Here is a 26,591-nt window from a genome sequence, read left to right as displayed (position 1 = left end):
ATGCTATGAGAAATAGATTAATGAAGCGCAAACGAATTTTTTGGCTGGTTACTATTATCGGGATTATTTTCGATCAACTAACAAAATACTCAATTGTCAGGGAATTTGCCACAGTCAACAATACTTTTCCCCTGTGGGAAGGAGTATTTCATCTAACTTATGTAATTAATACGGGTGCTGCTTTTAGCGTATTTAGCGGACAAGTCGAGATCTTGCGCTGGGTTTCTTTGATCGTTAGTTTATTGTTGATTATTTTTGTTTGGTACAGTCCCAGGATGATTCTGCTAGAACAATTAGGATATGGATTTGTTTTGGCAGGGGCTGTAGGTAACGGGATTGATCGCTTTTTATTTGGTTATGTAGTAGATTTTTTAGATTTTCGCTTAATCAATTTTCCTGTTTTCAATATAGCGGATGTATCGATCAATGTTGGAGTAGTCTTACTCTTACTGGCTACTTTTAGTAAGTCATAAATTTTAAAAATTCAATAAGACGCAACAATTTTTCGATGAACTAACAAATTAAATTAGTCTAGATGTAAAAAATATCTTAAGATTGACAAGTAAGAAGTTAAAATTTCTTAAAAACTTAACTATTTGACAAAGATATAAATTAGGGAGAATATATATGGCGCTCGTCCCAATGCGTTTGCTTTTAGAACACGCTGCTGAAAACAGTTATGGTATTCCTGCTTATAACGTTAATAACATGGAGCAAATTATCTCCATTATGGAAGCTGCCAACGAAGCTGACAGCCCAGTAATCTTACAAGCTTCTCGTGGCGCACGTAAATATGCTGGAGAAAATTTCCTACGTCACCTAGTACTAGCGGCAGCGGAAAGCTATCCTCACCTTCCGATCGCCATGCACCAAGATCATGGAAACAGCCCTGCCACTTGCTATTCTGCGATTCGCAATGGTTTTACTAGCGTCATGATGGACGGCTCTTTAGAAGCTGATGCTAAGACTCCTGCTAGTTTTGAATACAATGTAAACGTAACCGCAGAAGTAGTTAAAGTGGCTCACTCTGTTGGTGCTAGTGTTGAGGGCGAACTTGGTTGCTTGGGTTCATTAGAAACTGGTCAAGGCGAAGCAGAAGACGGTCACGGTTTTGAAGGAACGTTGAGCAAAGAACAACTTTTGACCGATCCCGATGAAGCGGTAGAATTCGTTGAGCGCACTCAAGTAGATGCTCTAGCTGTTGCTATTGGTACTAGTCATGGTGCTTATAAATTCACTCGCAAACCTACTGGCGAAATTCTAGCTATCAGCAGAATTGAAGAAATTCACCGTCGTCTACCCAACGTACACTTGGTAATGCACGGTTCTTCCTCCGTACCTCAAGAGTGGATCGACATCATTAATGCTAATGGTGGTAAAATTCCTGAAACTTATGGTGTACCTGTAGAAGAAATTCAAAAAGGTATCAAGAGTGGTGTTCGCAAGGTTAACATCGATACTGATAACCGTTTGGCTATCACTGCTGCTATCCGTGAAGCAGCTTTCAAAGATCCTTCTAACTTTGACCCCCGTCATTTCCTCAAGCCTTCGATCGCATACATGAAAACTGTATGTCTTAGACGTTATGAAGCTTTTGGTACTGCTGGTAATGCAAGCAAAATCAAACAAGTTTCTTTAGACGATTATGCTGCTAAATACGCTAAAGGCGAATTGTCTACTGGTAACAAAACAACTGTTTCCGTATAGAAAGCAAGTTTTGAAATTGATGTTCGGGATATAAGTCGAACAAATAATTAGAAATGAGTGGTTATCATAACTACTCATTTTTATTTATTATCAAATTTACGACTAATTTTCTTGCTAAATTTGAAAAACTGATTATCATGTATAAAGTACCACTACCGCGTTGGTGACTACCTTCCAAGTTTATTGATCTATGCTTGATTTATGAGGGAGTAGCAATAGTTTTTATGGAAGTATACCGAGCATGTACTCGGAAATGGATATAAAGGCAGCCAATTCCCACCCTGGACTTCCAGGTCATAAACTTAGGTAAAACGGCGTGGCGGTGGGCTATCTTACATTCGATCTCTACAAAACTTGAAATTGTAAAATTATTTTGTCACAAATGTAACAAGAACAGCATTATAGAAAAGATATGATTAGCTAAATTAACGCTCCTCTAGTTATTTGATGCCAATATTATCGCAATCTGTCTATAACGCTCCATTTAACGCCAAAACATTTGAGTTAAGTAATGGATTGACCATTATTCATCAATACTTACCAGCGACTTCTGTAGTAGTAGCTGATATTTGGGTGCAAGCAGGTGCGATCGCCGAACCGACAAAATGGTCGGGAATGGCACACTTTTTGGAGCATATGATTTTTAAAGGTTCTCCTAATGTAATGGTAGGTGAATTTGATTGGCTCATCGAAAATACGGGAGGAATAGCCAACGCAGCTACTAGCTATGATTATGCCCATTTTTATTTAACTACTGCTGCACCTCATTTAGAAAAAACTCTACCAGCTTTAGCAGATATTTTATTGCGCGCTAATATTGCCGATGAGGAATTTGTTCGCGAACGAGAGGTTGTTATCGAAGAGATTTATTCTAGTAATGACGATCCTGATTTTTTGGGATTTCAAGCTTTATGTCAGAATACCTATCAGTGTCATCCCTACCGACGCTCGATATTAGGAGATGAAGAATTGTTGTTAGAGCATACTCCCAATCAGATGCGCTGTTTTCACCGCACTCACTATCAGCCAGAAAATATGACAGTAGTCATTGTTGGTGGTGTCGAACAAGAACGAGCCTTGGCGTTGGTTAATGAAAATTTTAGCGATTTTAGCGTCCGTTCTGAATGTCCTCCCGTAATAGTGGAAGCCGAACCAGCAGCTATCGCCGTTCGCCGTCAGGAATTACATCTTCCTCGCATCGAACAAGCTCGTCTTTTGATGGCTTGGGTATGTCCTGGAGCGCAAAATTTAACTCAAGCGATCGCCCTAGATTTAATTGCTCTAATTTTATCTGGTGGGCGTAGTTCGGGGTTAGTCAGAGAATTGCGAGAAGAAAGACAATTGGTGATGGATATTGATTGTAATTTATCTCTGCAAAAAGATTCTAGTATGTTTACGATCGCAGCTTGGTTGGAAACAGCAAATTTGGAGATGGTGGAAAATATTATTAGCGATCGCTTAGAACGACTGCAAAAAGATCCGATTCCTGAAACTGAAATTCTTCGCGCTAAAAGACAACTAATCAACGACTATATTTTTTCTACTGAAACTCCCAGTCAGCTAGCCAGTATTTATGGTTTTTATAATATAGTAGCTACTGCTGCCGATTCTGCACGATATCCCCAGATTGTCAGTAAGCTACAGTCAGAAGAACTTCAAGCGATCGCTAGTAATTATTTATCTCCCGAATGTTACGCAATCACGATTTTAAAACCTGCATAATCACAGTAATAATCATGATGGGGATCTTTAGCGATCGCTTTCAATCGACTTTTAGCTGTAAATTTCTCTCATAATTGAAATATTTTAGTCGAGAATTCTCATCTTAATCCTGCAATCAGCTAGATTTTATAAAACACTTCAAGGTATCTTCAGACGAAGAATAGCACTTTTCCATAGTGTCTTCATAATTAATCTGATTGATTAATTATTTATTGCTATATGTAACAATTGCCAGGGATCGTTAATATTTATTGATATTTATTGACTTAATTGCTAGATTGTGTGTGTAAATTATCAAGAGGTTTGGTGATGATATTATCTTCCTATGAGATCGCGCTAGTTGTTGTAATTACGGCTGGATATATTATGGGGGTAGGATTAGGAACTATCGCTTATTTTGCCAATGAAAAAAACTATTAAGCCTGGCAGTTTAATAGTTTTTCAACGAGATTAAATTGATATTTGGCTAGCTAACTTTTACTAAATATTTTAGCTAGCTTTTTCTGAGATTATTATAACTAACGTAAGCCTTTAAGTAATCAAAATTTTCATCTTAGTTTGAGGAATTAAATACTTGCAGCAATCCGAAAACCAAAAGCATCAGATTTACTTTTAGGATCGGATTTAATTCTTTGAGCAGAACGACAAGATCCTGGTAAATGCAGCCAAGAACCCCCTCGAAGAATGCGACTATCCTTGGGATTATTATTAGTCCACGCACTTCCATCTGTAGGAGCATTATGATAGTTATCGTGCCAACTGTCAGCACACCATTCTGCTACATTACCATGAAGATCGTACAAACCAAATCTATTGGGAGAAAAGCGATCGACATCTGTAGTTTCGCGACGATTTTCTCCTTCAAAGCCAGATCCATAAACATCTTCGCCATTATAATTAGCTAATTCTGCACCAATAGTCGAGCCATAATGAAAGGGAGTTGTAGTTTTTCCTCTGCAAGCATATTCCCATTCTGCTTCAGTGGGTAATCTAATTTCTCTACCGATCTTTTGAGATAATTTTTCGCAAAATAAATTGCAATCAAACCAAGATACTCGTTCTACAGGTTTTTTGCTTAAAGATACATCTGAATCGACAAACTTAGCAGGATTATTACCCATTATGGCTTGCCATTGAGCTTGAGTAATAGGATATTTTCCAAATAGAAAAGGACGAACAGAAACTTGGTGCTGGGGGCTTTCTTCTTTTTCTCTTTCTAATTCATTGTTAGGGGAACCCATGAGAAATTTTCCTCCAGGGATACCAATCAAATCTAAAGTAATATCTTTAGCTAAATTAATAGTTATGTACTTAGCTTTTCCATGATGGAGGTAAGTTTGTAAGTGAGATTTTTTACCTATAATCAAACCAGAATTGTCAGCAATAGTTTGCCAATCATATTCAAAGATTTTTAATTCTAGTTTTTGAATTTGCTTTTTTACTCTAGTGGATGGAATTTGATTTTTATGTGATGAGGGATTGCTATATTGAGCTTTAATAAGATCGGATCGAGAAGAATAGGTAGAATTTGGATTTGTATTGCCACTCAATGCTGCTAATACTTCACTTACCGATTGAAAACGTCGTTTAGTCGCGCCTTCTACTAGTTTATCTAAAACGCGACTGAGTTCGTAATCAATTTCATTATCTTGAAGATAGTCGCGCCAGATCCATTCTCCTTCTGCAACATCGAAAAGTTCTGTAGGTTCGATATTGGTTAATAAGTGAAGGCAGGTTGCACCCAGACTATAAAGATCGCTGGCAAACTTAGCTTTTCCTACTGCTTGTTCGGGAGCAATATAAGCAGCAGAACCAATAATTGTTCCCACCGCTGAAGTATTTTCTCCCATAGTTTCTTTAGCTGCACCAAAATCGACTAAAACTAGTTTGTTATCTTTTTTTCTTCTAATAATATTTTCTGGTTTAATATCGCGATGAATCACATTGTTATTATGCACAAAATCTAAAACTGATAATAAGTCTAATAGTAATTCTTTGATTTTTTTGCTATCGAACACACCTTGATTTTTTAATTCTTTTGATAGATCTTCGCCATCAATAAATTCTTGAACCAAATATTTACGTTCTTCTTGATTAAAAAACGCCAACAACTCAGGAATTTGCTGATGTTTGCCCAATTCATCGAGCCGAGCAGCTTCTCTTTCAAATAATTCAGTTGCTTTTTTGAGGGCTTTTTTTCCTTTTACTTCAGGTAAAAACTGTTTGATCACGCAACGTGGCTGAGATGGTTTAAATTCATCAATTGCTAAAAAAGTTCGACCAAAACCCCCTTGACCTAAAAGACTAACAGCTCGATATCTATCCATCAAAAGCAAAGTAGAATTACATTGCTGGCATAACTTTGTATCTGTAAGATTAACGTGAAGACAGTTAGGGTTAAGGCACTGAGTAATCATACTATCGATACAACCGAATATTCGCCTTTGATTATAAACAGGAAAATAGCGATCGAGCCTCAGTTAATCTTCAGTCTTTATTTGAATAATTATATTTTTAGCTTAATTTTCTACGTAATTTTATTTAATTTTTAAAAGTTAGAAGGTAATCCCAACAAGCAAAAAACTTTTATCCCACTTGCCGATCTTGTTGCATAATAAGAGACGGCACTATAGGTAGAGTTTAAAATGAAAAAGTATCTCATAAAACTCTATATATAGTATTAAGCTGCTATGTTTTAATTTTAATCAGTACAAGTACATGAAACTATCTGCTGTCGAACAAGTAGAACAGACTAGGGATTTACTATTAGCCGAACTACAAGAGCATCAAACCCCTATGAGCTTGCAACAACTGGGACTGAACTTGGGAGTAGAAGCAAACTTGTCTCATCGCACTCTCAAAGAAGCTGCTTGGGGTTTAGTGGAAGAAGGAAAAGTAAAGTTTAATTCTACCTGGGATTTAGAAATTTTGTAATTTTCCCGTTCAAACTACGGCTAAAAATTTGGTTAAGGCGTACTATCGAGATGAGAGTACGTCTTTTTTGAAGATTGAGGGTTTATGTTGGAAAGACAACAAAGACAACACAAGCCGTTTGGAAATAAAGGAGATAAACCAGGAGACAGTCGCAAATCATTTCAAGTCGATCGCGATCGCATTTTGTATTCTTCGGCATTTCGACGTTTAGCCCAGATTACTCAAGTAGTCACGGCGCAAGAAGGCCATGTCTTTCACAATCGTCTAACTCATTCTTTAAAGGTAGCACAGGTAGCTCGTAGATTAGCAGAAAGATTGGTGGAGGAACAGCCTGATGTCGCAGCAGCTATTGGGGGAATCGATCCAGATGTAGTAGAATCTGCTGCTTTAGCCCACGATTTGGGACATCCTCCCTTCGGTCATACTGCGGAGGAAGAATTAGATAATTGTGCGGTTAAGGCTGGTTTATCGGACGGTTTTGAGGGGAATGCTCAATCGTTTCGCATTTTGACGCGATTGGCAATTCACCGTATTGATTATTATGGTCTAAATTTAACTAAAGCTACTCTTAATGCTGTCTTGAAGTATCCTTGGTTGAGATCTGCCGATCCTACTAGTAAAAGGCATCGCAAATATTCTATTTATGACTTAGATCGTCAAGGGTTTGAATTTGCCAAACCAGAGGGTAGTGATACTCAATCCATTGAAGCTAGTATTATGGATTTTGCCGATGATATTACCTATAGCGTTCATGATTTGGAAGATTTTTATTTGGCTGGTTTAATTCCTCTGGAGTTGTTGGCTACAGATTGGGATGAATTGGATCGTTTTATTAATAAATGGCTGAGGGAATCTCCTCACAATTGGGTGGCTAAAGTAGTCAAAGCCAATCCTCACCGATTTCAAAATTTTCTCAATGCTACTTATAACCTCAAAGGACAATATCCTCCAGGTTCGTTCGAGCAAAAAGCTCAGATTAAGCGTATTAGTTCCCAGCTAATTCAAACTTATATTCATTCTGTAGAATTGACTACAGAATATGGCGATCGCGGTTATTTAAAATACAATCGCAATCGAGAAGAAGAGTTGAGATTTTTACAGCGTATTGTTTGGTCTTATGTTATTTCCGCTCCTCGTTTAGCTACCCAAAGATATGGACAAAAAAGAATTATCAAGACTCTATTTGAAATTTATTTAGAAGCAATTCGCGATCGCGATTTAAGTTTTATTCCCCCTCGCTTTGTCAGGGAATTCTTGGAAATTGAGGAGCATACTGGCAATAAAACCGAGATGTGTTTGGAAAAGATTCGGATGGCAGTAGATATTATTGCAGGGTTAAGTGAAACCGAAGCAGTGGTGCAGTACCGCCGTTTAATTGGAATTAGCCAAGGCTCTTTTTTGGATAATTGGCATTAATATTCAAAGTCTAGTTGGTTAGTCAAAGCTTGATAATTCTCCGAGTAAAATAATCGAACAGTTCAAATTCTGAATTAAAGGCTTGGTAGTAGCACCCAGAGCCAAACTATCTACGCCGACGCGCTGACGTTGCGATCGCAAGATTACTAGCTCATGAGTTTTGCTGGCGTTTAAAATTTCCCGTACAAAATTGTTTTGAGCCGTTACCTGAATATCTAGCCTAGTATCAGGTAAAAAATGTTTGCCGATAGTTTCTAATTTATTGTGTAGATGGGTTTTACGTTCTTGAGAACTCCCATAGGGGCAGACATGGAGCAAGGTAATTTCCGTGCCTTCAGTAATTAAGTTTTGAGCAAAACGAATCGGACGCAACCCAACAGGATAGAAGCTTTCTACTGGTACTAAAATACGTCTAATTTTTAGAGGAGAATCATGCATACTAGCCATGACTACCGAACAGTGTGCCGACCAAAGTACACTATCGGTAACAGAGCTAAATAAAAGAGAGCGAAAGCTCCTTAAATTATCAAATCCTAAGACAATTAAATCAGCATTGACTTCTCGACTGGCATGACTAATACCTTGAGCAATATCATAGGCAATTCTTAACTCTGGTTGAGCCACTATGCCTAATTCTTCGCCTATGGATTGAGCTTGAGCGAGCAATTTTTGACACCGTTCTACATCTACATTTAGTTGAGGAGAATCTAAGCGGGATTCAGCTTTAGCGATCGCCAAAGGGATAATTTCTCCCTCATCTTTACGGGTCAACAAAGAAGCTAACTGCAATAAATAACGTTCTGTTTGGGGATTATATACGGGAACGACCACTCGTAAACCTTTCGCCACAGGAGCATCACTAGTAAATTCTCGATCCCTTTCCCTTTCAGGTGAATCTTGACTATTCAACTGAGCAGCAGCACGAGAGGTAATTAAAGGGCCGGCGATCGAAGTTACCAACATTAATAAGATAACGCTGTTAAAGACCCGCTCGTTAATAATCTGTGCCTGAAAACCAATCAAAGCAGCAGCCAGAGTTGCTGCCACCTGGGGTAACGATAGCGACCACATGGTTATAGTTTGTTGCCAGCTATAGCGATAGGCTATTTTGGCGATCCAAGCTGCAATAAACTTGCTTAAAATTAATGCTCCGACAATGGAGAGCGGAATACCCACAGAGCGAAAAACATCCTGAAAAGCGTCCAAGTCAATCAGCAAGCCCATATCCACAAAGAAAATAGGAATAAACAAGACCGAACCGATAAATTCTACTTTTTCTTTAACTGGCCCATCACCGATAACATCATTAACCGCCAATCCCGTTAAAAAAGCCCCGACAATTTTTTCAATGCCAATTGCCTGCGCCCCCACTGAAGCAACAAACAATGCCAAGAGTATAAACAGAAATTGATTGCCCTGGTCGTTTTTAGAACGGCGGAAAAAGGATTTACCCAAACGATCTAAGCCCAACAGCACCACTAAGGTATAAATAATCAAAGAGCCTAATAATATACCCAAATCGATCGCGGTAAAATCTCCCTGGTTTACCCCTAAACATATTGCCAATACCAGCAAAGAACCAATATCAGTAAATATAGTTGCCCCAATCGTGACCGTGACTGCTTCGTCATTGACTACCCCTAATCGTTTGACGATGGGATACGCCAGCAGGGTATGGGAAGCTAAGAGAGAGCCAATTAAAACCGCTGTATTCCAGCCAAAACCGAATGCTTTTCCGACCAAAATTCCAGCAATTAAGGGAACGGCAAAAGTAGCAAAACCAAATCCCATCGAACGATTTCTAGTACGACGAAACTGCTCCATGTCAATTTCTAATCCTGCCACAAACATCAGATAGATTTTGCCAATATCTGCCAAAAGAACCATGGTCTCTGACTTACTATCTAGTAAACTCAAGCCACTGCTGCCAAAGATTACCCCTGCTATTAAGAGTCCTACCAAGCCTGGCAACTTTAATTTTTCAAAGATCGGTGGAACTATAAAAATAATTCCTAGTAGTAGGGCAAAGGTGAAAATAGGTTCGCGTATCGTGGCTGAGATTAATTCCATATTGGTTTTGGGGCGTGATGCTAGAAGTTTCAATCTTGACAATTACTTTGTCGGTCGATACCAATCCGATCGATCTTGCTTCTGAGATTAAGACTAATAGGAGTAATTCTGCTAAATGATAGGTTCAAAAAAAAGCCAGTCAGATAAAACCTGGCTGTCTTAAATATAAGTGAGGTATGACCTGCCAATTAAACAAATATTGCTAATTGGCAAGTTAGAAAAAAAATGTAGATGTGTCGCAATTTATCTCAATGAGACAACAATTTTAATTTAGGCAAAGAAAGAGTTAGTATTTTCGCGTCCTGTCTGATCCATCGATCTGCTAAATCTTCTGCTATTGGCTTAATCGGAAAATAGGAGAGCAATTCTACCTTGATAGTAGTTTTATAGTAGCGGTCGTTGACTTGTCGATATCCATAGCCAATTACCTTGCCAGTAATCCCTGTTGTTTGATGCTGGACACGATCGCCAATTTTAAACATAAATCTAAATCTCCTTGGTAACTAAAGCAAAATAGCTAGTTGTAGAGAGCAGTTAGTAACTAAGGATCGTGATGAAAACAATATAAAAATACTGTTTCTTCAATCTCCTCTCAATGCCGACGAGGTTAGCTGACGGGCTAGGACTGAGAGATGTCCCTGACTACCTATAGTAGAAATACGCCCCCTGTATTGGTTCCCCCGCTTCTATATCTGACTATAGAACTAGGCTGACTGAACTCTTTTTGTGCTTATTTAATTTGTAATTTGCATATTAATCAACCAATGTTTCTAGAGTGTGTTTTTCTTATGTCAGTTTTGTCAAATACTGAATTTTATCGATCCTAAATAAAAAGGGAGTTTTAGTTTTAATATTTGATTGAGTCTTTGACATTATTAGGCTCTGCATTTTGAACCACATATTCAATAATTTTTCCCGCCACATCCATTTCCGTCGCTTTCTCAATTCCCTCTAATCCAGGAGAGGAATTGACTTCCATAATTACAGGACCATGGTTAGAACGAAGTAAATCAACCCCCGCTACATTCAAGCCCATCGCTTTGGCTGCTTTAATTGCGGTGGTTCTCTCTTCCACAGAAAGATCGATTTTCTCAGCATTACCACCTCGATGTAAATTAGAACGAAATTCCCCTTTTGCTCCCTGACGCTTCATCGCTGCAATTACTTCTCCCCCTACAACAAAACAGCGTATGTCTGCGCCTCCTGCTTCTTTGATATATTCTTGCACCAAAATATTGGCATCTAAACCTCTAAATGCTTCAATTACTGATTTGGCAGCCTGATAGGTTTCAGCTAGAACTACGCCAATTCCCTGAGTTCCTTCCAAAAGCTTGATCACTAAAGGTGCGCCTCCCACGGTTTCAATCAAACCGTCAATGTCTTGGGTAGCATGAGCAAAACCAGTTACTGGCAAACCTACTCCTTCTCTAGCCAGGATTTGCATACAGCGTAGTTTGTCGCGACTGCGGGAAATAGCTTGAGATTCGTTAGCACTAAACACTCCCATGACTTCAAATTGACGTACAACTGCTGTACCGTAAAATGTTCTCGATGCACCAATTCGAGGGATCACAGCATCAAAGTTTTCTAAGGGAGTACCATTAAATATGATGCTGGGACGACGAGAAGTAATATTCATATAGCAGCGCAAATAAGGAATCACCCGTATTTGATGCTCTCGTTCTTCCCCCGCTTCTTTAAGTCTTCTGGTGGAGTATAAAGAGGAATCTTGAGATAGAATAGCAATTTTCATTTGTGTTTTGGAACAAAGTTTTAGCGATATAAAAGGGTGACTGCTTTATTAAGCCCAGAAAGAGGATATTAACAGTTTTTGAGCCTGTCTAAGATAAACAAACTATCTATCAATTAGATGTCTTTTCGATGTCAATTTTGATAAATTTACAATCTTTAAGGATTTCTGATGATTAGACTTATGGAAATAGCTGATGTTCAATTCCGTTTTTGCCACTTTTTTTAACTTTATACATCAGATTATCTACAGATTCTAGTATTTTATCCACCGATTCGGGTACATTCAAAAATGTAATTGTTCCAATACTTGTGCTGACTGGGGGAGAATAAGCTGTAATCTCTGTCATTAACTGTTGTTGAAGACGGTTTAAAACAAGCTTGCCATTTTGATAGTTTGTTTCGGGTAAAAGTAAGGCAAATTCGTCTCCCCCCAAGCGGGCTACCGTATCAATTTCACGGATATTTTTTTGCAGGGTTTGTGCCACCAGCTTTAACAGATCGTCTCCTGTCTGGTGTCCAAAGCGATCGTTAATCTGTTTGAAGTTATCCAAATCCAAATAAGCCAAGGTAAAACAACAGTCATAACGTAGCGATCGCTGGTACTCTGTGTCTAATATTTCTAAAAAAAATCTCCGATTAACTATTTTCGTCAATCCATCGGTTTGGGACAGGGTTTTTTCTCGTTCATAGGCTAATTTTAGGCTAGATAAAAGATGAGCTATAGTCAAAAAGACAATTAATCTAACTGCCGTATTCCAAAGCAGAATAGCAAAATTTAGATTTTCTTTAGCTGAAAACTCTGCCAAAAACCAGCCAACACTGCTAACGAACACCAAAAGACTTGAAAACCGCCTCGTACCATGCCAACTAGTGAAGACAATAGGCAGTAAATAGAGAATAGACAGAGAAATATCAACGACAATGAAATAGTCTAAAACACTAATCAATAAAACTGCAATTAATCCTACTAATCTGACATAGTGCTTAGACATTAATACTGACTTATCTTGGAATTGGTGGTAACGCTAAGATAGCTCATGTAAAGCAAATTACAATCCGTAGAATTTCATAATTAGCAAGGGTGTTACGATCGCCATAATCAAATTTAAAGGTGCGCCAACGCGGAAAAAGTCGCTAAATTTATACCCTCCTGGGCTATACACCATAGTATTTGTTTGATAGCCAATGGGAGTCATAAAGCTATTAGATGCTGCAAAGGTGACGGCAAACATCATCGCCACTGGATTGAGATTGAGAGACTCAGCTACTTTGGCTGCAATGGGAATTAGTAAAACTACTGAAGCGTTATTAGAAAGGATCTCTGTCAGTAGAGAAGTAATCACAAAGAAGAACAACAAAATCCAATAACCGCTAAAATTGCCACCTACTACCATCAGATTATCTGCCAGCCATTTAGTCGCCCCAGAGTTTTCCATTGCCGTACCTAAAGGGATTAACCCCGCCAAAAGAAAAATTACGTCCCATCTTACCGCACCGTAGATTTCTCCAGGTTTAAGACAGCCAGTAACAATCATCAGCACGACACCAGCCAAAGCACTGACCAAAATCGGTAGGATATCAAAAGCAGCGAGTAAGATAACTCCCAAAACAATCCCTACCGCCAACCAGGCTTTGTTGCGACGGATAAATTCTGGCTCTTTTTGCTCGATTACCAGTAACTCTCTGGTAGTTTGTAAACCGAGCAAGCTTTGTTTTGCACCCTGCACCAACAGTAGATCACCGAATTTTAAGCTGACTCTACCCAACCTGTCTCTAATTAATTCCTCTCCGCGCCGAATGGCTAACACCGTTAAGTTATAGCGTTGGCGAAATCTTAAATCTTTTAGAGTTGTGCCGATTAAACGAGAGTTAGATAAGATCAATACTTCAGCAATACCTTCATTTGCCGAACTTAGTTCAGTTTCTAGATTTTGTTGATTGAATTTGATGTCTGGCAATATATCTATACCCTGTTCGGTACGAATCTGCAAAACATCTTCAGTTTTACCTCGCACCATCAACAGATCGTTGGCATAAATGGTTTGATTGGCTACGGGCTGAGGTAATCTTTCGCCATTGCGAATAATTTCTAGGATATCGACAGCAGAATTTTGTCTCAACTTAGACGATCGCAATGTTTTACCAATTAATTTAGAACCAGGTTTAACAATTACTTCAGTCACATAATCTTCTAAACCATAGTCTTCACTAACGCGATCGCTATTTAAGTCTTTACGATTGGGTAACAGGCGAGGGGCTACAAAAGCAAGATATGCTAAACCAACTAAAAAAGTCACAATACCCAATTTAGTGAACTGAAACAGACTAAATTCTTGGTAGCCCAAATCTTTAGCGATACCGCTCGCCAAAATGTTAGTCGAAGTACCAATTAAGGTAATCATGCCTCCCAAAATAGTCACGAAAGATAGAGGCATCAGCAGCTTAGAGGGAGATATACCTCTTTTTTTACACCAGTCTTCGATAATTGGTAGAAATATAGCCACTACTGCGGTATTGTTAATAAATCCTGAAATTGGCCCGACGAGCAAACCCATTACCAATATCTGACGGGTAATACTTTTGCCTCCCCACCTCAGTAATAAATCGCGAAAGATTTGGATTACTCCAGTACGAGTAATTCCCGCACTAAGAATAAACATCGCCATCACGGTAATGGTGGCAGAATTACCAAACCCCGCTATACCTTCATCGGGAGTAACTAATCCTAATAGAACTAAAACTACCGCCACACAAAGAGCCGTAATATCTACAGGCAACCATTCTGTAATAAAACAGATTAGGGCAACAATTACTACACCCAAAGTTAAGAATATAGTCATCTAGTATTTAATTTATAAATTAAATGAATTTAGGCTTTTCTGGTTGTTACTTTTCTTTTACGCTTTTGTTCCACAGGAAAAAGCTTGGTGAGTAGTAATATATTAAAAGCAATAAAAAAGAAAACAAGTAGCTGGAATAATAAACCTATAATCATGATCAAGGACTCCTTTCAAAACTGAATAATTAAATTTTATAATTTAGTCTGGAAATTTGAGATGTATGTAAAATAATTGTTCCTCTTTTAGGATATTCAATTAGCTTTTTACTTTGTAATTTGTTCATCGATCTGGTAATACTTACTCTAGTAGCTCCTAAGAATTCAGCTAATTCTCTATGACTCAAAGGTAATAAAATTGCTTTACCATTAGCTTGAATAGAGCCAAATTTATTGCCAAGATAAATTAGAAGTTCTAGCAATTTTTCTTCTACGCCATTTTGACCCAAAATATAGAGCAGTTTTTCAGCATCTTGATAACAACTACGTATTTCTTTGGCTACTTGATGCCAATCTGGGTAAGGTACACAGTCTACTTCTGTAGAAATTAGACATTTTATTTCATAAGGGTCGATCTTAGTTAAAGATTGACCAACGACATCTCCCTTACCCCAATATCCTAAAATTATTGTTTTGCCTGATAAGTCGTAAGTACTAATTTTAACTGCCCCTTGTTTGATTAAATATAGAGTATCGGGGTCAATCCTAACTTTCTCTCCACCCTCGAAGGTTTTTACCAGCCATTTACATTTAGTACTTTCTAACATCAATAATCTATTAATTCTCCTTTGATTTCTTAGATAATAATTTTGGCGTTAGTTTGAAAATTAGGATATCTTGAAACTAAATTTATGCTTTAATCGCCTGAATTGAATAACTCAATGACTTATCTAGTAACTCAAGATTTTGTCGTCCTATTTGCTCTAGATAAATTTCATTAAGCTGTTGTGCCACACCATCCCAAGTAAATAGTTCAAATACTCTTTCTCTAGCCATAACACTCATTCTCAAGCGCAATTGTGGTTTGGTAAGTAGGTGAAAAATAGCTCTAGCTAACAAAAATGAATTTTGAGAGGGAAACAATAGACCATTTTTTTGATCTTCGATTACATATTTTAAGCCACCTAAATTAGAAGCAATTACAGGGGTACCGCTTGCCATCGCATCCATAGCTACCATTCCTGAAGGATTATAATGGCTGGGAACAACGCAGACATCGGCAGCAGCATGATAGACAGCTAATTGCGATCGGCTAAATCTTGAGACAAAAGTAGTGATGTTATCAAGCCCCGCGTCCCAAACTAGTTTCTCAATTCGTTTTTGTTCTATAATGTTGATCTTGCAAGAGTCATTAATCAACGTTAGACGAATATTGGCCTTGCTATGTAATTGAGGTTTACTAATAGCTTTGACTAGGGTTTCAACTCCCCGATCGCGATCGAATCCACCTACATAGAGTATGTTAAATTGATCTGGTTCAATTTCTAGTTTTTGCCTTGCTTTAATTTGAGATATCGAGCCGAATAAATCGATGTCTGTGCCGCCAGGAATAATTTCTATATTCCCCCGATCTGAAACCAAATCTCTAAGATAATCTCTTTGTTGGGGACAGGTAGCAATATTGAGATCTGCTGTTTCTAGACAAGTTTTTTCAATTTCCAGACGACTCTTTGCTAGATTGTCAAGCTGCTGCTCTCCAATATATTTAACTGCCCCTAATGAATGATAGGTATGAATATGTTTTAAGGATTGAATTTTTTTGAGTTCCATACCCACCCATGCAGAAAGCCAGTAATTGGTATGAATTAAGCGATATTGAAGATTATTCTCTGCTTGAAATTTTAATAGTTGTTGTAAAAACTGTGGTAGACAACCAATCAATTTTTCTTGACGAATAAACTGTTTTGCCCCCGCAGTAAGGCGAATAGTTCGACATAAAGGATTATGTTGTACTATTTCTTCTTGGTTAATCTCAGTTTTGCGGGTAAACATATCAACCTGCCAACCCATACGAGACAATGCTTCCCCTACTTGACGCACATATATATTTTGTCTACCAGTTTCATTAGCAGGGTCACTATGGACTGAGATTAAAGCGATAGTCTGAAGTGGTTGCATAATTCTAAAATATTCCAAAAATGTTGACAATACTAATAGCGATCGTGGGAACGTAGATGGGAAAGTAAATTTTGGGAGCAGAAAGGGCAACTGGTCATAGTTTTTCCTCCAGTAGTGAAAACCTACTTGAAGCAAGTAAATAATTGATTTATAAGTTGATTTATAAGTTGATTTATATTGTTAAGTTAACAAGCGGTTCTTTCATTGCTATGTCAGACAGATGTTAATCTTGACACAACTCTTCATTCTCTAATCAAGAATTACTGACTATTTTATTGACAAACCAATTTTTCAAGTTTTTCTTAGAATCTGATGCCCAAAGTAAAGGAGTTCCCATTTTTGACCACAAGGGCATAGGAACTGGAGTCCAATAGTAAATTGACAGTAACTTACGACTACAATTTAGAGGGCAAGCAAGATGATTGGGTACACCATGTAAAGTTTTAGCGGTAGTCGGGAAAATGATAGTGCGGTTGAAGTTGGGCGGATAACTTATGCTATCTTGCTTATTTTCAGGATTTTGCAGCTTTAACTCGCCACCCCAACTAGTATCCCAATCTCGATTGAGATAGATCAAGATATTAATTCGTCGCATCAAAGGCAAACTAAAGTGTTTGGTATAGTCCGCGTGCATCTCCAACCAGCCATCCCGATACATTTCGTGTAAACCCGCACCATGAAACAGGGGATCTCCAACTAGGTTATCAATATCGACGATTGACTCTATGGTGCTAATTACGTCTTGAGAATTGAGCCAGAGGCAAAACATCTGAGTAAATAAAGACAATCCATTTATACCTTTCGATGTAGTCTTTAGTTCGTGCTTGGTATCCCAAACGAGCCAGTTTCTATTTTCTTGCTTAGGAAAATCCGCAACTAAACGATCTAAAAGTTCGGGGGCAAAAAGATTGTCTATGACAACGTGGGGATAAGGTTTTGCTGATTTATAAGACTGACGCAATGATGCCGATCTATTTTGTAATTTATTCAGTGCCTGGGAAAAAGCACCTAAATCTAGACAGTTGTTTTCATAGTTATTGTTTAGATCAAGATCGGTCAACGCAGCAGTCATAATTACACATCCAGTGAAAATTTAGCATTTAATTTTTGGTAACTTACCAAATTAGCGTTGCATTGTTATGCCAAGTTGATGTCAATTTTGACAAAGTAGTGAAAATCTAGATTAGATTGGTTCTGCTCGCTGAGAATTTGCTAGACCATCTATTCGATCCATCTTAAGATGGGTAAGAAAAACTTGAAAGTACTGCCTACATTGGGCTGACTGTCAACAAATATTTCTCCTTGATGTAGTTCTACCAAACGCTTACAAATTGCCAACCCGATCCCAGTCCCGCCATATCTTTGGGTTCGGGATGATTGCGATCGCCAAAACCGCCGAAATACATGACCCAATTCTTCTTCGGCAATCCCCGAACCTGTATCGCTAACGGATATCCAAACTCGATTGTTTACACTCCAAGCTTTAATAGTAATCAAACCTTCAGGAGTATGACGAATAGCATTGCTGAGTAAATTAACTAAAACTTGCTCCAGGCGATCGCTGTCAGCGATGATATAGGGCAAATTGTTCGGACAGTCTAAAATTAAAGCGCGATCGCTATCAAGTAATTGCTCGCTAAACCTTTCTGTTAGTGGTTCAAGAATCTGGCGTAAATTAGTTGGTTTTAAATTTAAAGAGAGGTTGCCTGATTCTGCCTGGGATAATTCCTGTAGATCGTTGAGTAAACGTTGTAAACGCTTGGTTTCACGGATCAAACGTGAATATACGCGATCGTTAGCAACAATAATACCATCCGCTATTTCTTCTAGTCGTCCCCGAATAATCGTTAATGGCGTTCGCAACTCATGGGTAAGATCGTCGATAATTTCCCTTCGTCTTTCTTCTACTTCCTCAAGGCTAGTTGCCATGCGATTAAATCCCATTGCCAGACGATCTAATTCTGGTATTTCCAGATGAGACATTCTTTCATCTAGTTTCCCATTAGCAAATTGCTCGACAATAGTTTCCATTTCATTTAACGGTTGAACTATTCTTTTCGCCAGCCAATAACTAAGCATTGCTGCTGCTAATGTACCGATTAAAAAAGACCAGAAATTACCTCTTGCCCAAGCCGTTTCAAACACTGCTAATAGTTGAGCATGGGCGGTACGAATATTCAAGCCTTTTCCTTCTAAAGCTCTGACATGGATTTGAAAAAAGCGAGGGGAAAAGAAATTACCAACGACAGAAGAAGCCGTTACTCCAACAATCGTGACTAAAATATGGGAAAAAAAGAGTCGGGCTTGTAAGTTTAGTTTGACCATTGCTGTTAAAAATCTTCAAATTTGTAGCCAACACCAACAACGGTTTGAATAAATCTGGGCTTACCTGCTTCTGGTTCAACTTTTTTGCGTAATCTAGCAATGTGAGTATCAATTACTCGTTCTTCACCAAAGAAATCATCCCCCCATAGTTTTTCAATTAGTTGTCCTCGTTCCCATACCCTGCTAGGGTGTTTGAGAAATAAAACCATGAGCTTAAACTCTGAAGAAGATAAGTCTAGCTGTTCAGCTATATCAGTATCAATATGACGACTGATACAGTGTTGTTCTAAATCAATGGTAAAAGAATTTGTCCTAATTAATTTGGAGTAATCACTAGAATCTCTCAAACGGCGACGTAGCAAAGCTCGTACCCTAGCGACTAATTCTCTGGGACTAAAAGGTTTAATATAATAATCATCTGCTCCTGTAGATAAACCAATAATGCGATCTATTTCTTCTCCCCGAGAAGTCAGCATCAAAATGTAAGGATCGTTCGTCACTGGCTTGGAGCGGATTTGATTGCATACTTCTAATCCATCTATTCCTGGCAGTCGGATATCAAGAATCACTAAGTCTGGCTGTTGTTCGCTATATAGTCTGAGAGCAGAATTACCGTCATGGCAGACAGAACAGTCAAATCCTTCTGCCTCTAGACATTCTTGGATGATTTCGGCTATTTCTAGTTCATCTTCAACAATTAAAATTTTCATTGTAATAATTATTGTAGAGTAACGGACAGACCTAGACATAAAACTAATTTTCAGCTCTAATCCTTTAAGGAGGGTAACATCACCCAAGCTTGAGCTACCAATTCGGATAACCATTTTCGGCGATCGAGGTCTAAAAGACAATCGTCTTGCAAAACACCCCTAGTCAAATCTTCCAAAGATTGACCTTGTTGACGGGCTATATTTACGACACCCGCGATCGCTGTGGCAATAACTTCTTCATTGACGGAATTATTTCTTAGTGCCAATATTTCCTCTGTGCTAGCTGGGATGGGATAATCCATAGATAGGGTTATGTTGTGTTGAGACTAGTTACTAGCTATGTATCAATGTTTATTTTTGTCTGAGTTTAGTTGCAAAAATAAATAACCCCGTAAGTCTAACCCACGAGGGATTGATTTAACTTTGGTTTTGAGACTTCTTAACGATAAATTAATAATATAAATTAATAATATTTTTAGATGCAAGAATTACTATACACAGAAATACCTACTCCTGACATTGAAGGAGTTCGGAATTGGTTACAAAATACCTGGCAACCCCACCAGGGAAAAAAAACTACTACTCAAGATGGCATTCTTCTCCAGTTTGATGTCACCGATAGCGAATTATCAATCTTCGTCTGGCAACTACAACGCACAACTTATCTCAAAATCTTTCAGTGGGGAAAAAAAGCGATCGCTCAAGCTAAGCAAATTGAGCAACATTTATTGACAGAAATACGTCAAGCATTCCCCCAAAAATATCCCATTCCTCCAGAAATAGATTTATCGCAACAGAATATTTTTGAAGCTTTGGCGCAAGCTTATCCCAAAACAGTAAAATATTTTCAGAAAATGCCCAAGGGAGAGTACGATCTCAATCGAGTTTATTGGTGGGAAAAACGTTGGCGCGATGGTGTAAATAATCCTCAGAAACCACAGCAAGTAATTTTCAAAAGCGATCGCACCGTAGATCGAGAAGTAGAATATGATTACGATCTTATCTATGTGGGTGGTGCCTTAGGAGTCATTCATGCTGCGGTAATGGCGCAAAAAGGCTATCGAGTACTCTTAATTGAAAGATTACCCTTCGGTAGAATGAATCGAGAGTGGAATATATCCCGCGACGAATTTCAAAGCTTGATAAATCTGGGTTTGTTTACTCCCGATGAATTTGAATCAGTCATTGCAGCAGAATATATAGATGGTTTTAGTAAGTTTTTTGATGCTTATAACCCACCTCATCTTAAAGCTAAAGTATTGCACACCCCTACAGTTTTAAATGTGGCGATCGATGCCGAAAAACTGCTCCGTTTTTGTGGCGATAAACTATGCCAAGCAGGAGGAGATATTTGGGATGAAACAGAATTTGTTCGTGCTGATATTAACCCTCAAGAAGTTACAGTCAAATTAACTCATCTACCCACCCAAAGCAGCAAACAAGCCACAGGAAGACTATTAATCGATGCAATGGGTACAGCTTCCCCCATTGCTTGGCAACTAAACGGGGGGCGTACTTTTGATAGTGTATGTCCTACGGTGGGGGCGGTAATTGAAAGCGGATTTGCCGATGAAGTATGGGATCGAGATTATGGCGATGTTTTAAATTCTCACGGAGATATATCTAGGGGAAGACAACTTATTTGGGAATTATTTCCTGGGGGAAATGGAGAATTAACTTTTTATCTCTTCCATTATCATCAGGTAGATCCAGAAAACCCAGGATCTTTACTAGAAATGTATGAAGATTTCTTTACTATCCTTCCTGAGTATCGCCGTTGCGACATGGAGAAACTAGTTTGGAAAAAGCCTACTTTTGGCTATATCCCCGGACATTTTAGTACTAGTGACAGCGATCGCACTGTAGCCTTCGATCGCTTGCTGGCAATTGGTGATGCGGCTTCTTTACAATCTCCTTTGATCTTTACTGGTTTTGGTTCGTTAGTTCGTAATTTGGAAAGATTGACTAATCTTCTAAATACGGCATTACAGCATGACTTACTTGCTGCTAAGCACTTGAACCAAATTAGAGCCTATCAAAGCAATATTTCAGTAACTTGGTTATTTTCCAAGGGCATGATGGTACCAACGGGGAAAACCTTACCTCCCCAGCGAATTAACTCCATGTTAAATACTTTTTTTGGACTACTGGCAGACGAACCTCCTGAAGTAGCAGATACTTTCATCAAAGATCGTACCGACTGGCTTACTTTTACTAGACTAGCCCTAATTGCAGCCCGCAAAAACCCCGCACTCTTAGTGTGGATCTGGCAGATGGCAGGAAGCAAAGATATGATTCGTTGGCTGGGTTCGTATTCCTCTTTCAATAAAGATGCTTTGCGAAATTTACTTTTGAGTCGTTGGTTTCCTGGCTGGCTGAAATTGTTGCAGCCTTGGTTAGAAAAACACAATTCAGGCTTGTGGCTGAAGTTATTAAGTTTAAATTATCAATTAAGGTGAATCCCCAATTTAAAACTAACATCGCCCTAAAATCCAGAGTTTTTTAAAGCAGAGATGAAGATAAACGATTTTAGGACAAGCTTTTATGAACAAATCGAAATATTTAGTAAATTGTGGAATAATAAATTTAAGACTAGATATTCATTATTATTTACCAATCTTGAAGGGTGCGCTCGTACATGACGCACTTTTTTTTTGTCAATTTTTTTTAGATATATTTTTAGATATATTAATTAATAACTAAATTGACTCAAGGAAATAAGGCAATCAAAATAGATAAACTCTAGTGTAGACTGAGGACGAATATCTATCCCCCAAGATGAATTTTGAAGAATCGCTCTAGCTATTTACAGCTTATTCCTTTTATTCTTCCCCAAAGTACGACGATAACCCTGGCTTTTATTTGTACTCTTTTGTTTACCACTCTCTGGCCAATTCAGGCATGGTTGGCAGGAGAAATGACTGAATATATTGGTCGAGGAGATACCAATAGTATTGCTAGATTGGCAGGATTAACCGCAGTTGTTTTTATTGTCAAAGGTATTGTGCAGTACGGACAAGATTCTTTGATGGCAAAGGCTGCTTTGACTATTGCTTTAAACTTGCGCAAAGTTGTTTATAGTCATTTACAAAAGCTGAGTCTCAATTATTTTGAAGTAGCTAAAACAGGAGATCTCACTTATCGCCTAACAGAAGATATCGATCGCATTGGGGAAGTAGTCAATCAGTTTTTTCATGATTTTGTTCCTTGTATTTTACAGTTAATTGTGGTGTTGGGATATATGCTGTGGCTCAACTGGCAATTGACGATGGCAACCTTGGTTTTAGCACCTTTAATGGCAATAATAATTGGCGCATTTGGCGAAAGGCTTCTACAGTATTTTCGGCGCAGTCAAAACAGAATTTCTAATTTATCGGCATTATTAACTGAAGTTTTAGGCGGGATTCGTTTAGTCCAAGCTTTTGCAGCAGAAGATTATGAATTGTCTCGTTTTGCCCAAGAAGCGGAAGGTAATTGTCAAGCGAAATATCAAGCAGAAAAAGCCAAAGCATTCCAAATTGTTGTAGTTGGTTTCCTGACTTTGATGAGTGTGGTTGCTATTTTTTTCTTGGGTGGTTGGCAAATTTCTCAGAACAATCTGACAGGAAAAGAATTTGTCAGTTATTTGGCTGGAGTCGCTTTATTAATCGATCCGATTACTCACACTACTAATAACTACAATAGCTTCAAAGAAGGACAAGCATCTGCTGACAAAATTTTTGAATTGTTAGCAATCGAGCCGAGTGTAACTGAGCCAAAAAATGCGATCGCTTTACAGGTTGTTACGGGTAAAGTTGAATATAATTCTGTCAGTTTTGCTTATGTTCCCCAGACTCCAGTAATTAATAATCTGAGTCTAACTGCTAGCCCTGGAGAAACCATTGCTTTAGTAGGATCTTCTGGTGCGGGCAAATCAACTTTAGTTAATCTTTTACCTCGTTTCTACAATGTTGATCAAGGAGATATTTTAATTGATGGAGTAAATATTAAGAATGTTACCCTCAAAAGCTTGAGACAGCAAATAGGAATTGTACCTCAAGAAACAACTTTATTCTCTGGCACGATTGCCCAAAATATTGCCTTTGGCAAGACCGATTTGGATCTACAAGGTATAGAGAAAGCAGCTAAAATTGCTAATGCTCATCAGTTTATTAGCGAATTATCTCAAGGTTATTTTACTTATGTAGGAGAAAGAGGCGTAAATCTATCGGGGGGACAAAGACAAAGAATTACTATTGCTCGCGCTATCTTATTAAATCCTCCCATTCTAATTTTGGACGAAGCAACTTCAGCCTTAGACTCCGAATCAGAAGATTTGGTACAAGAAGCTTTAGAAAGAATTATGCAAGAGCGTACTGTATTTGTCATTGCTCATCGTTTAGCTACAGTTCGTCGAGCCGACCGTATTTTGGTATTAGAGAAAGGTCAAATAGTCGAATCTGGCAATCATCAAGAACTATTAAATAAACATGGCATATATGCCAGTTTTTATGCCAGGCAGTTTCAAGCAAATTAACTTGGTAACAAAAGTTTTAGGTTTGAATTGGGATGACTATCTTTTTAATAATTAATTACTGATAGTAATTCTCGATAGTAATTATTGAAATTGATTTTCAGTAATCAAAAAATAAGTTCTAGACTAACTTATCCCATTTTTTCGTGTTAATATTTGCTGTAATATAAGTAATTACTCGTATGGGTTTTTACAGATAAATTAATACGAACGAATATCTAGAAAATAAATTATGAAAATTGAAAATATTAGAAAAGAAACTCAAGGAGATAAAGTTAAAATAATTGCTGAAATGATTTGGGAAAATTGTGATCGCCCCAATCAAGATATTTATTTTGAAACTACTACTGAATTCGCAGATGATTTTTATCTCAATCCCAATACTTTCTTATTAGCCTGTACTCTTCCTGCAATGCGCTATGGAGAGCAACGAATTGCTTTATCCGAACCCATTTGTTCGGAAGTTAAAGACGGCTTAATTAATGCCATGAAATGTTTAATTAATTGGCATGGAGGAGATCGTCAAGTAATTACTATTGAAGCACCCGTCCAAACAAAGGTTTTATTTCCTGACAAACCCCCCAAAGCAGGAGCATTATTTTCGGGAGGAATTGATGCTTTAGCAATGTTACGGGACAATCATCTTCGTTTTCCCCAAGATCATCCCCGTCATATACAAGATGGTATTTTGGTTTACGGAATTTTGGAGGGTGAAAGTAATACCGATCCTAGTTTTCAAAATGTAATTAATGCAGTTTCCGCAATGGCAAAAGATGCGGGAATTGGCTTGATTCAAGTCTCTACCAATGTCTATGCTAGTTTTCGAGATTTAGATCCTGAGTTTAAGTTTTGGCGGTTAGAATATATTGGTTCTTTTTTAGCTGCGATCGCCCATACTTTTGCTCCTAGATTTACCACTGTTTCCATTGCTTCCACCTACGATTATGCTAATTTAGATCCTTGGGGTTCTCATCCCTTAATCGATCCTTTATATAGCAATACAGGATTACAAATTCGTCATGAAAATGCAGCATTATCTAGACTAGAAAAAACTAAATTAGTGGGAGAATGGGATGTAGCTTTAAAACATCTTAGAGTATGTAATGAAAAGTCTAGCTATAGCCAAGGTAATTATAATTGTGGCAAGTGCGATAAGTGTGTTAAGACTATGACTGCCTTGGTTGCATTAGATTTATTAAAAAATACTGCTACTTTTACCGAACAAGATGTTTCTAAAGAACTATTAATTAGTAATTGCTATCTCAGCGATGCTTATGGCGAGAGTACTTATTTAGAATTAATCGAACCTCTAACTAAATTAGGTCGTCAAGATTTAGTTGATGGTATAAATTTTGTTATCAGAAGATATCATGAAAAAGATCTCAAAGGTTTAATTAAACGATTTGATCGCACTTTTTTTGATGGCAATTTATTAAGTACGGGTAAAAATCTCTTAAAGCAAAAATAGATTAAAGAACACAGAGATATCTCTAGCAGTACCAAAACGATGCAAGACGAGTCAATTAGAAAAAAAGTTTTGGCTTTAAAAGTTGATCTCCAAAGTCATATTTTTCCGTTATTAAATTTTTGGTCTGATTCATTCACAAGTCAAAATATGCTCAATTATTTTGCTTGATCGAGAGCGTAGATTTCTCTATATGAAAATTGTTAGCGAATTTTCAGTATTCATATAATCTTCAAATGTCAAGGGGTTCAGGCATTGTATAATACTTTCGAGCGTATCAATGGGTCGCTAGTTACCGAAGATCGGATAATCAAAAAACTAAAGCTAGCAAGCACCTTGAAAATCAAACATATATGGTTGCAGCTAAGAAATAGTTCCAATTAGGAACTCGGTAGCTGCGTAAAATGTTTGCCGTAAGAAGGATCATTTTGAAAACTGTACCCAGGGACGCTGGGGAATGGAAACTGTCTGCTGACTGCTTACTGTCAGGGACCTTGAACTTGTTCGAGGTCTAGATAAGTGCAACGCAGAAATACCTAGTTGCGAGTCTAGGGAAGCCCGCGTTGTATGCTTGCATCAACTTCCTTTTGTCGCTCAAGCATTATTAACCGAGAAACCACAGATAGTACAAGCGCAACCCAATTTAGATTCAGAAGATAATAAAACTATTACAACAGTTGCTCAACTAGATCCAGGTTTAAAAGCATACGCCAAATCTATATCAGTCAAAATTTCTAACAATAATAAGGGCAAAGGTTCGGGGGTATTAATTGGCAAGCAAGAAAATAAATATCTCGTCTTTAGGAGCGAAAATATCTGAAGGCAATACTACTACTGAAGGCTGGCTGGAAAGAGAAAATATACTTTGGCGATTGAAACAATATGATCGATCTGTAGAAGCATTTGATCGCGCGATTGAACTAAATCCAGAGTTTGTTCATCTAGCTTATTATGGCAAAGGAGTTGCTTTGAACCTATCCCACTAATAATTTATTAATCCAAATATGAATCATAGCTAATGAT

Annotated in this window: 21 protein-coding genes, 1 other RNA gene and 1 riboswitch; of the genes, 10 read left to right on the top strand and 12 right to left on the bottom strand. The window is 38.0% G+C overall.

Annotated elements, in window-relative coordinates:
• Positions 1 to 20: 20 nt before the first annotated feature.
• From lspA to I4641_RS14535, 4 genes are all read left to right on the top strand, one after another.
• A complete protein-coding gene (gene lspA, locus I4641_RS14550) occupies positions 21 to 473 on the top strand; it encodes a signal peptidase II (RefSeq protein WP_369426798.1) in 453 nt (150 codons plus the stop codon).
• 154 nt (positions 474 to 627) lie between these two features.
• A complete protein-coding gene (gene fba, locus I4641_RS14545) occupies positions 628 to 1,707 on the top strand; it encodes a class II fructose-bisphosphate aldolase (RefSeq protein WP_229641265.1) in 1,080 nt (359 codons plus the stop codon).
• A 146-nt stretch (positions 1,708 to 1,853) separates the two neighbouring features.
• Positions 1,854 to 2,037: non-coding RNA, 6S RNA (gene ssrS / locus I4641_RS14540), on the top strand.
• Between the two features lie 117 nt (positions 2,038 to 2,154).
• The gene (locus I4641_RS14535) at positions 2,155 to 3,429 is read left to right on the top strand and encodes a M16 family metallopeptidase (RefSeq protein ID WP_229641264.1); all 1,275 of its coding nucleotides are present in this window, start codon (positions 2,155 to 2,157) and stop codon (positions 3,427 to 3,429) included.
• 566 nt (positions 3,430 to 3,995) lie between these two features.
• On the opposite strand, the gene I4641_RS14530 is transcribed toward I4641_RS14535, so the two are convergent.
• Entirely contained in the window at positions 3,996 to 5,846 is a 1,851-nt protein-coding gene (locus I4641_RS14530) for a bifunctional serine/threonine-protein kinase/formylglycine-generating enzyme family protein (RefSeq protein ID WP_229641263.1), read from the bottom strand.
• A gap of 301 nt (positions 5,847 to 6,147) precedes the next feature.
• Between I4641_RS14530 and I4641_RS14525 the strand changes: the two genes are divergently transcribed.
• Together I4641_RS14525 and I4641_RS14520 are read left to right on the top strand one after the other, a co-directional pair.
• Positions 6,148 to 6,363, top strand: a complete 216-nt coding sequence (locus I4641_RS14525) for a hypothetical protein (RefSeq protein WP_229641262.1) — start codon at positions 6,148 to 6,150, stop codon at positions 6,361 to 6,363.
• 84 nt (positions 6,364 to 6,447) lie between these two features.
• On the top strand, positions 6,448 to 7,779 hold the full coding sequence (locus I4641_RS14520) for a deoxyguanosinetriphosphate triphosphohydrolase family protein (RefSeq protein WP_229641261.1): 1,332 nt from the start codon (positions 6,448 to 6,450) through the stop codon (positions 7,777 to 7,779).
• 18 nt (positions 7,780 to 7,797) lie between these two features.
• On the opposite strand, the gene I4641_RS14515 is transcribed toward I4641_RS14520, so the two are convergent.
• The 11 genes from I4641_RS14515 to I4641_RS14465 all read right to left on the bottom strand — a co-directional run bounded on the left by I4641_RS14515 (position 7,798) and on the right by I4641_RS14465 (position 19,892).
• Complete coding sequence (locus I4641_RS14515; RefSeq protein ID WP_229641260.1) at positions 7,798 to 9,849, bottom strand: cation:proton antiporter domain-containing protein; 2,052 nt, start codon at positions 9,847 to 9,849, stop codon at positions 7,798 to 7,800.
• A 248-nt stretch (positions 9,850 to 10,097) separates the two neighbouring features.
• Positions 10,098 to 10,331, bottom strand: coding sequence for a hypothetical protein (locus tag I4641_RS14510; RefSeq protein WP_229641259.1), 234 nt, complete (start codon positions 10,329 to 10,331; stop codon positions 10,098 to 10,100).
• Positions 10,332 to 10,430: 99 nt separating this feature from the next.
• Positions 10,431 to 10,570: riboswitch (cyclic di-AMP (ydaO/yuaA leader) on the bottom strand.
• A gap of 126 nt (positions 10,571 to 10,696) precedes the next feature.
• Positions 10,697 to 11,602, bottom strand: a complete 906-nt coding sequence (gene rimK, locus I4641_RS14505) for a 30S ribosomal protein S6--L-glutamate ligase (RefSeq protein ID WP_229641258.1) — start codon at positions 11,600 to 11,602, stop codon at positions 10,697 to 10,699.
• A 178-nt stretch (positions 11,603 to 11,780) separates the two neighbouring features.
• Positions 11,781 to 12,593, bottom strand: coding sequence for a GGDEF domain-containing protein (locus I4641_RS14500; protein ID WP_229641257.1), 813 nt, complete (start codon positions 12,591 to 12,593; stop codon positions 11,781 to 11,783).
• 57 nt (positions 12,594 to 12,650) lie between these two features.
• Entirely contained in the window at positions 12,651 to 14,441 is a 1,791-nt protein-coding gene (locus I4641_RS14495; protein ID WP_229641256.1) for an SLC13 family permease, read from the bottom strand.
• 184 nt (positions 14,442 to 14,625) lie between these two features.
• The gene (locus I4641_RS14490; RefSeq protein WP_229641255.1) at positions 14,626 to 15,204 is read right to left on the bottom strand and encodes a Crp/Fnr family transcriptional regulator; all 579 of its coding nucleotides are present in this window, start codon (positions 15,202 to 15,204) and stop codon (positions 14,626 to 14,628) included.
• A gap of 82 nt (positions 15,205 to 15,286) precedes the next feature.
• A complete protein-coding gene (locus tag I4641_RS14485) occupies positions 15,287 to 16,555 on the bottom strand; it encodes a glycosyltransferase (RefSeq protein ID WP_229641254.1) in 1,269 nt (422 codons plus the stop codon).
• 253 nt (positions 16,556 to 16,808) lie between these two features.
• Positions 16,809 to 17,627 carry a 2OG-Fe(II) oxygenase gene (locus tag I4641_RS14480; protein WP_229641253.1) on the bottom strand — a complete coding sequence of 273 codons (819 nt, stop codon included), beginning with the start codon at positions 17,625 to 17,627 and terminating at the stop codon, positions 16,809 to 16,811.
• A 149-nt stretch (positions 17,628 to 17,776) separates the two neighbouring features.
• Complete coding sequence (locus I4641_RS14475) at positions 17,777 to 18,880, bottom strand: sensor histidine kinase (RefSeq protein WP_229641252.1); 1,104 nt, start codon at positions 18,878 to 18,880, stop codon at positions 17,777 to 17,779.
• 5 nt (positions 18,881 to 18,885) lie between these two features.
• Positions 18,886 to 19,590: a response regulator gene (locus tag I4641_RS14470; protein ID WP_229641251.1), complete on the bottom strand. Its 705-nt coding sequence runs from the start codon at positions 19,588 to 19,590 to the stop codon at positions 18,886 to 18,888.
• Positions 19,591 to 19,646: 56 nt separating this feature from the next.
• The gene (locus tag I4641_RS14465) at positions 19,647 to 19,892 is read right to left on the bottom strand and encodes a hypothetical protein (protein WP_229641250.1); all 246 of its coding nucleotides are present in this window, start codon (positions 19,890 to 19,892) and stop codon (positions 19,647 to 19,649) included.
• A gap of 177 nt (positions 19,893 to 20,069) precedes the next feature.
• Here I4641_RS14465 and I4641_RS14460 point away from each other — a divergent pair, with 177 nt between their 5' ends.
• The 4 genes from I4641_RS14460 (at position 20,070) to I4641_RS14445 (ending at position 26,388) form a co-directional block, all read left to right on the top strand.
• Complete coding sequence (locus I4641_RS14460) at positions 20,070 to 22,049, top strand: NAD(P)/FAD-dependent oxidoreductase (protein WP_229641249.1); 1,980 nt, start codon at positions 20,070 to 20,072, stop codon at positions 22,047 to 22,049.
• Positions 22,050 to 22,375: 326 nt separating this feature from the next.
• Positions 22,376 to 24,106 carry an ABC transporter ATP-binding protein gene (locus tag I4641_RS14455; RefSeq protein ID WP_229641248.1) on the top strand — a complete coding sequence of 577 codons (1,731 nt, stop codon included), beginning with the start codon at positions 22,376 to 22,378 and terminating at the stop codon, positions 24,104 to 24,106.
• Positions 24,107 to 24,335: 229 nt separating this feature from the next.
• Complete coding sequence (locus I4641_RS14450; protein WP_229641247.1) at positions 24,336 to 25,571, top strand: hypothetical protein; 1,236 nt, start codon at positions 24,336 to 24,338, stop codon at positions 25,569 to 25,571.
• Between the two features lie 568 nt (positions 25,572 to 26,139).
• The gene (locus I4641_RS14445) at positions 26,140 to 26,388 is read left to right on the top strand and encodes a hypothetical protein (RefSeq protein ID WP_229641246.1); all 249 of its coding nucleotides are present in this window, start codon (positions 26,140 to 26,142) and stop codon (positions 26,386 to 26,388) included.
• The last annotated feature ends 203 nt before the right edge of the window (positions 26,389 to 26,591 follow it).

The organism is Waterburya agarophytonicola KI4 (assembly GCF_020640915.1).
GTDB classification, from domain to species: Bacteria; Cyanobacteriota; Cyanobacteriia; order Cyanobacteriales; family Xenococcaceae; genus Waterburya; species Waterburya agarophytonicola.
Note: the sequence above shows the minus strand (reverse complement) of the source record. Positions and strands in the feature narration are given on the sequence as shown.

Bases quoted from the DNA above. Each gene is read 5' to 3' on its own strand.
- lspA (WP_369426798.1), top strand. From the start codon at position 21: ATGAAGCGCAAACGAATTTTTTGGCTGGTTACTATTATCGGGATTATT.
- fba (WP_229641265.1), top strand. From the start codon at position 628: ATGGCGCTCGTCCCAATGCGTTTGCTTTTAGAACACGCTGCTGAAAAC.
- I4641_RS14535 (WP_229641264.1), top strand. From the start codon at position 2,155: ATGCCAATATTATCGCAATCTGTCTATAACGCTCCATTTAACGCCAAA.
- I4641_RS14530 (WP_229641263.1), bottom strand. From the start codon at position 5,846: ATGATTACTCAGTGCCTTAACCCTAACTGTCTTCACGTTAATCTTACA.
- I4641_RS14525 (WP_229641262.1), top strand. From the start codon at position 6,148: ATGAAACTATCTGCTGTCGAACAAGTAGAACAGACTAGGGATTTACTA.
- I4641_RS14520 (WP_229641261.1), top strand. From the start codon at position 6,448: ATGTTGGAAAGACAACAAAGACAACACAAGCCGTTTGGAAATAAAGGA.
- I4641_RS14515 (WP_229641260.1), bottom strand. From the start codon at position 9,849: ATGGAATTAATCTCAGCCACGATACGCGAACCTATTTTCACCTTTGCC.
- I4641_RS14510 (WP_229641259.1), bottom strand. From the start codon at position 10,331: ATGTTTAAAATTGGCGATCGTGTCCAGCATCAAACAACAGGGATTACT.
- rimK (WP_229641258.1), bottom strand. From the start codon at position 11,602: ATGAAAATTGCTATTCTATCTCAAGATTCCTCTTTATACTCCACCAGA.
- I4641_RS14500 (WP_229641257.1), bottom strand. From the start codon at position 12,593: ATGTCTAAGCACTATGTCAGATTAGTAGGATTAATTGCAGTTTTATTG.
- I4641_RS14495 (WP_229641256.1), bottom strand. From the start codon at position 14,441: ATGACTATATTCTTAACTTTGGGTGTAGTAATTGTTGCCCTAATCTGT.
- I4641_RS14490 (WP_229641255.1), bottom strand. From the start codon at position 15,204: ATGTTAGAAAGTACTAAATGTAAATGGCTGGTAAAAACCTTCGAGGGT.
- I4641_RS14485 (WP_229641254.1), bottom strand. From the start codon at position 16,555: ATGCAACCACTTCAGACTATCGCTTTAATCTCAGTCCATAGTGACCCT.
- I4641_RS14480 (WP_229641253.1), bottom strand. From the start codon at position 17,627: ATGACTGCTGCGTTGACCGATCTTGATCTAAACAATAACTATGAAAAC.
- I4641_RS14475 (WP_229641252.1), bottom strand. From the start codon at position 18,880: ATGGTCAAACTAAACTTACAAGCCCGACTCTTTTTTTCCCATATTTTA.
- I4641_RS14470 (WP_229641251.1), bottom strand. From the start codon at position 19,590: ATGAAAATTTTAATTGTTGAAGATGAACTAGAAATAGCCGAAATCATC.
- I4641_RS14465 (WP_229641250.1), bottom strand. From the start codon at position 19,892: ATGGATTATCCCATCCCAGCTAGCACAGAGGAAATATTGGCACTAAGA.
- I4641_RS14460 (WP_229641249.1), top strand. From the start codon at position 20,070: ATGCAAGAATTACTATACACAGAAATACCTACTCCTGACATTGAAGGA.
- I4641_RS14450 (WP_229641247.1), top strand. From the start codon at position 24,336: ATGAAAATTGAAAATATTAGAAAAGAAACTCAAGGAGATAAAGTTAAA.